The following is a 6752-nucleotide window of genomic DNA, read 5'->3' as shown; positions in this document are numbered from 1 at the left end:
TATTTTTAATCAATGTTCCTTAGGTGGTCTCATTGCCATGCCATTTTTTAATTTTCTGCTGCAAGAAGACCCTCAAGAAACTTTCAAAATTATTTTATAAAACTACTTGACTTTAATTAGCTGGTCTTATCTAAAAACCTCGTATTGCATTTTTTCCCTGAACTTTTTATAATCTCTGGTATATTATCCCTTACAAGCTTATTATATATTTTCTTCATTGTAACCTCCCTATCCCTCATAATATACAAGCTCTGGTTTTATTCGCCTTATCCCACCCCGCGGATTTTTTACATCCCCCTTATATTGAGGTATCATATGTATATGTACATGCCAGATGGTCTGACCCCCATCATATCCTACATTAACACCTATATTATAACCTGTGGGTTTATATTTTTCATCTATATTTTCTTTGCATATATGTATAAGGCTATAAATTTGGTTAATCTCCTCCTGAGTGGCATCAAAAAAATTATCAAAATGTCTTTTTGGCAATATCAATGTATGACCTTCATTTACAGGAAAATTATCATATATGGCAAAAGACAATTCATTTTCAGCTATTACCTTTTCTTTATTTTTATTGTATATATCACACAAAATACATCTATCCACAATGCTACTCCTTTTCTTCAAACCTTTTCTTATAATATCTTATGGTTCTATATTGTATTATATCTATGAAATGCTCTCCAAAAATCCTATTATCTTTAAATTTCTTTAGCTCATCGGTTAAACCAAAAAGTCCTCCCGCCTCATAGAAAAACTCCGAATGAGTCCTAATTAAAAACTTTTGAGGATTTCTACGTGAAAGCCGGATATATTTATCTTTGCCCCATGCTTTATAATCTTTAGTAGATTTATCCTTCAACATATCAATTCCATTTGATCCATTGCTATAAAAAGATTTAAAGGCATTATATATATCGTCTTCATCCAACGCAAATTTAATATTTCCGCCATTATAGAACGCAAGAAAGAGGGGCATTTTATAACTTCTAGACATGGCAGTAGTTTCAAGCATTTTAAAAAACTCCTGCGCTTTTGTACCTAGAAATATTTTTTCATCATCCATCAATTCATCTATTTCATATAAATACCTTAAATAATCGATTAAAATATTCGTATCACGCCTTCTCTTCATATTTATATATATATGATCATCCATATAGATGAATATTTCCCGTCTGGTTGGCCGATGCCCTAACATATCCCTTATCCTCACATATTCCTCATATATGATAGATTTTAGACTCTGCATCTGCCTAGCCTGCTTTTTAAAAAGGTCTATAAGTTGAAAATCGAAATCCACTATGCAGCCATCTGGATACTCATGGTCATTAGGAAGAATTCTATTTTCCCCAATACTATTATGTTCTCCCATGTTTTCACTCAAAAGGAAGGGTACAAAATTAGCCTTTTTATAGTTCCCTATAAAATCTAGTATTACCACATACTCTTTTCCTTGATTTTTTCTCAAACCTCTCCCCAGTTGTTGTAAAAATACAGTAGATGATTCAGTGGGTCTAAGAAACATTAAAAGATCCAATGATGGTATGTCCACCCCTTCATTAAATATATCCACTGCAAATATGACCTCTATCTCCCGCCTATTAAGCTTAGCTATGGCTTCTCTTCTATCCATGCAGTATTTATTCTGTTCTCCACTTACCACCGCATATGCCTTTATTCCATGCTCGCAAAAATATTTTGCCATGTAAATGGCATGTCTTCTACTAGCACAAAATCCCATGGCCCGCTTGTTTCGATATTTTTTAAAATGCTTTAATATAAAATCAGTCCGTTCATTTAACATAAGTGCCTGTTCCAACTGCACTTCATTGTATTTTCCATTTCTATATTCAATTTTCTCATAATCTATTAATTCATCGTATATGCCATAGTATCGAAATGGTACTAGCCATCCCTTATTTATGGCATCATAAAGCCTTGCTTCATATATTATATTATAATCACACAGGACAAAAACATCCTTGTTGTCCATTCGTTCGGGGGTAGCGGTAAGCCCTAGCAAAAACTTAGGTGTAAAATACTCTATTATACCGGAATAGCTCTTGGCAGCAGCATGGTGAAATTCATCTATAACTATATAGTCAAAGGCATCACAAGAAAAATAGTCCTCACTTAAATATCTATCTTGACCTATGGTTTGTATGGTAGCAAAGAGGGCATCTACATCCTGATCCTTTTTTTCACCGGTAAAAAAACCTGTTTTTAGATCCGGTCTTACGCTTTTAAATGAACGCTCTGCCTGATTTAATATTTCTTCCCTATGGGCTCATAGCTTTTTGAATCAAATGCAGCTATATAGGTCTTTCCTACTCCCTATTGTGTCAAGGGTATGATACAAAATATTGTCCATTAAATTTATAACTCTCTTTCTTAATTAAATAGAAATTTAGAATAAACATAAGATCTGTAATACACCCTAATTCGAAAAATTATATTTAGAACCAAAAATTAATATCTACATGTTTTTTCTTCTATATATTTTCATGGAGAATGTGCTAACTTATTCTACTATTAACCCAGATAATATCATGTAATTATTTAATTCATCAATATTATTGTTAAGTATACGACTTAAATAATATTCATCTCTTGGCACAATATTAGTTCCTAATTTAGGCATTGGAAGTAATGCCCTATAGCCACCCACATAGACTAAATTAAATTCCTTTATCAACTTATTATCTTTATACAATTTGTACTCATACATATATGCAGACTTATCAATATGTTTTGTTGCCCACTCTTCGTGAAATTTTTTCCTATCATCAAAATCATTCCACTTTATTACTATTTCTTTATTTCTTTTTAAATAAGCATAATTATCTGATTCATTTATTATCCAATCTTTACTACTTGATTGTATTATATCAGTATATTCTATTTTGGCATTTGATTTAATACTCATTTCTTCAACATCCAATAATGCTTTACCGAATTCAAATAAAAACTTTAGATGTTTTTTCCCAAGCTCAACCTCTCCTAATAAGGAATAAACTCTTAACATATTAAAAATCCCATTCCTTCCAGGGTTGTTAAAAATAAACTCCAACATTTTATCTTTTGTCTCATTATTACTCAATAATATTGATGTTGGTATATGAATATAATTAAATATAGGATATCCTTCCATACTTGGATACTTACATTCTTTAAATACATCGAACAATATATCTAAGTGATTATTCTCCTCAAACTCCAATTTAATTAATTTTTCCCATAATTCTAAGGAATAATAAAATGCTTCTTCTAATTCAGACTTATTTATCCAGTAATTTTCATAAGCAGTATCTATAGACTCTATTAAAATCCTATCAAATAAATCTTCACCTTTAAAAGCTGGTCTAAAAATATCATTATTTAATCCTTTCATTAATAAGTTATATCTTTTGTTTGTATCAAATTTCGCATACATAGCTGCTAAACTATATAGTGAATCATTTTTTGACTCATAATATTCTTTTATTTTCAAGCTATTTCCAGCTACATAATCTAAAATTGATTTATTTATTACATCATTAAATAACTTTCTATTATTTTGAAATATTATAAATAATAATGTTTCAAAATATATTACACTTTCATATTCAGTTATTTTTCTTAAAAATTGTTTTATTAATAGTGGATCAAAATTCCAATTAGATATCAACTCACCTATTATCCTTGTATTACTATATATAAAACCATTTTTATATATATAATTATATTGTTTTATCTCTTCAATCCATTTATTTAGTATTTCTTTTGTAGACTCCCTTTTGTTTTCTTTCTTTTCAGATCTTTCTATAGCCTTTTTAAAAGCTAAATCCATAACCTTGGTATCCTTGGCTTGGAAGAATACAGAGTAAAGCCCTGATTCCTTATTCTTCATAACTGAGAAATTAACTCCACATCGGTTAAGTTGTTTTTTAAGTTCCTTGACTTCACCTTTCTGCAAATCAATATTTTCAAGCTGACCCTTCTTTACCATATCCTTAAGCTTTTTAGAGTTAGTCTTTCGTTTTTCATTAAGGTAGTCTGCAAGTGGCTGACTTTTCTCAGCAGCATCTTCCATAATTTTTTTCATTGCTTTTAAAATGGCTTTTGCAGAATACTGTACAACCTTAATCTCAATGTTTATAGCTTTGTTATTGACATCATCATTTACCATCTAGGTAACCTCCTTTCTAGGGGAAATAAAAAAGCGGCCAGACTTTTACATCTGAACCGCTAAATTTCATTTTTCTATTTTTTGAATTTTCCTACCTCTACTCATCAATAAGATAGTGGAAAATACCACCACTTTTATAATCTTGAAAATATATTAATATGATTATCTTCTTTGAAATGGGCATGAAAAAGCACCTCTTATGAGATGCTTGTAAATTGCTTTATTTTATTAAACTAAGTCGCATAATAAGAAGAATGTGAACTAACACTAATATAATATTTTTATTTGTACTTTATATATTCTTTATTTATACCTATTGGTATTATCATATAATTTATAAATATAAATATGAACCCATATACTAATACATATAAACCGGATAAATTATATATAACTATTATAACTCCCAAAATAATCATACATACTGAATTGAAAATTGAACAACACAACTGAAGAGTTAAGAGTTTTTGTTTATCTACTATAATAAATTTATCACTTCTATTAATAGTTATTTTGTTTTTGTATATAACAGAATAAATTAGAAAAATTATGCCTACGGCAATTAATAATAATCCGGGTATATTCAATTTAATTCCCCCTTTTTTTGCATAATATAATACTTATGCGTAACTAACAATGATTTTAATATAAGTATACTAAATAATTATGAATTATTAAAGAACTAAAATCTCCACTTCTCATGCACTGCTTACAGCAATTAGATCCTAATTACTCTAAGCAATGCATGACTTATATTTGGTTAAAGTTCCTGAATCCCTTGATTTTATAACACATATTGCATCCATCACTATTATGACACGTTCCCCTGTTGCAGCGACTTCCAGTCCCTTGTCAAGCCCTTCCATCCGGGCTTTTTTTAGATTATAAAGGGTCTCTATCTGTGCACCTATAGGCCTTGGATATACTATTACATTTTCATTTACTTCATGAAGTTTTTGATCACCCAATATTTCATCATAGAGTTTGGGTTTTTTCCATTCCTTGCTGAACTGAGAAAGGGCTTTATCATCTAATATATCTGCTTGGGTATTGAAAAGTCTTTCAAATTCTTGTGTAAAACAATTGTAATTCTCTATTTTCTCGTTTTTATGTATTTTATAATTCCATTCTATACCATAGGTAAGGGCTGATAAGGATATATTGGAAGAACCTACAAATATGCATCCATCGTGACCATAATCACATATATATCCCTTTGGATGAAATGATCTATCATATACATTATAAAGACGCAAATCTACATTGTCACCTAGCGTATCCTTTATGATATAGAGGGCTGAAGGCTGGGTAATATTTAGATACTTCCCTGTTAGAATCCGTATCCTACTCCCCCGATCAGCAGCAGCTTTAATATCATCTATTATAAGCCGAATACCCGATTCTAAAATTTGTTCATTTTTATTATTAATAATGCTTTTTAAAGCAGATGTATCATCTGCAACAATATTATATTTTTTGATTCTCCGCTACGTAAAAATCTACCCATTTTGCGGCTAAAAACAACTTGATTATCAACAGACAAAGTAAAGTCCTTATGTAATAGTGACTAATCGACTTCTTTCTTGTATACGTAATTTTCTACAGACTTCACCAATTCCATCTCTTTTACAATAAAAACTAACCAATATTATCAGATCAGTTCATTCGAAGGAATTCTTCTTCTGAAGGGAATTTATCTTTCTGGTATTCCTTATAAAAAATTGAACCAATTTCGTAATCTAAATTTCCTATTGCAAGATCATTATCCGTATTAAAGCGATAATTTTTTATTATAGTCCTTATGTCTTCCCTTGTTTTAATCATACTTTTTCTTGCGACCTTGGTACCTAGTTCCTTTTTTAAATTAGTACATCCTTGATTTAAAGTTAAATATACCCTATTCATATCTTGGGAAAATAGGTAGACGATATAGACTCCTCTTTGAATTGTTGTAGTTATTTTATCATTATATATTGCAACCCATGGGTATTTCGTTCATACTCCTGCTCCACAAGATCCTTTTGCCAATAAGTTGAATTCCTTTGCTATTTCATTTACAGCATCTGTTGTAGTATAATTTATTAGTTTAAACATTTCATGGTTTTTATTAAATCTTCCAACACTTGTGCTATCAAGATAATTATCCAATACATCCTTAAAATATTTAGTAAGCATATATTCACCCCAACATTTTTTATATAAAAAGGCATAGCTCCCGCCTTATCCCCTATCCCACCTTAAATAGCGGATGATACTATGTTAACTATGATCTCTTAAAGGATTACCCAGGTCGAAACAGTGGATAACCCTTTTCAGATTTTGTTATATCCTTAACTGATCATATCGCCTTATATCTGCACCATGTACAATCTTCGACATTTGTTGCCTTCCCAATCTCCATTATATCACAAAATTTATCAATTTGAGCGTACATTTCCCATAGATGATTGCGTCAATTTACTGTAGGGAAAAGAAAAATACAGCCATCCTGATAAATAAATTAGCATTGTATCCGGTCACACTCTTGACGACAAGCATCGCCCATATGATTTGTCAGCCAGGGCGGCCTCCC

The 6752-nt window shown here is 30.6% G+C and carries 5 protein-coding genes and 2 pseudogenes; all 7 read right to left on the bottom strand.

Annotated features, from left to right (window positions below; all coding sequences use genetic code 11):
- Positions 1-228: 228 nt before the first annotated feature.
- Positions 229-615: an HIT family protein gene (locus EJN67_RS13650; RefSeq protein ID WP_207208041.1), complete on the bottom strand. Its 387-nt coding sequence runs from the start codon at positions 613-615 to the stop codon at positions 229-231.
- Between the two features lie 4 nt (positions 616-619).
- Positions 620-2005: a DEAD/DEAH box helicase gene (locus EJN67_RS13645; RefSeq protein WP_129724984.1), complete on the bottom strand. Its 1386-nt coding sequence runs from the start codon at positions 2003-2005 to the stop codon at positions 620-622.
- Between the two features lie 12 nt (positions 2006-2017).
- A pseudogene (locus tag EJN67_RS14585) lies at positions 2018-2287 on the bottom strand (DEAD/DEAH box helicase family protein); the annotation flags it as partial.
- Between the two features lie 1452 nt (positions 2288-3739).
- A pseudogene (locus EJN67_RS14580) lies at positions 3740-4180 on the bottom strand (PcfB family protein); the annotation flags it as partial.
- Positions 4181-4914: 734 nt separating this feature from the next.
- Complete coding sequence (locus EJN67_RS13630; protein WP_341538813.1) at positions 4915-5553, bottom strand: phospholipase D-like domain-containing protein; 639 nt, start codon at positions 5551-5553, stop codon at positions 4915-4917.
- A 283-nt stretch (positions 5554-5836) separates the two neighbouring features.
- Positions 5837-6127: an MrcB family domain-containing protein gene (locus tag EJN67_RS13625; RefSeq protein ID WP_243641325.1), complete on the bottom strand. Its 291-nt coding sequence runs from the start codon at positions 6125-6127 to the stop codon at positions 5837-5839.
- 48 nt (positions 6128-6175) lie between these two features.
- Positions 6176-6355 (bottom strand): hypothetical protein, encoded by a 180-nt coding sequence (locus EJN67_RS13620; protein ID WP_129724981.1) that lies wholly within the window; start codon positions 6353-6355, stop codon positions 6176-6178.
- Between the last annotated feature and the right edge of the window lie 397 nt (positions 6356-6752).

It is taken from the genome of Xylanivirga thermophila (assembly GCF_004138105.1).
GTDB classification, from domain to species: domain Bacteria; phylum Bacillota; class Clostridia; order Caldicoprobacterales; family Xylanivirgaceae; genus Xylanivirga; species Xylanivirga thermophila.
The sequence above is the reverse complement of the archived record's forward strand: the minus strand, read 5'-3'. Positions and strand labels throughout refer to the sequence as shown.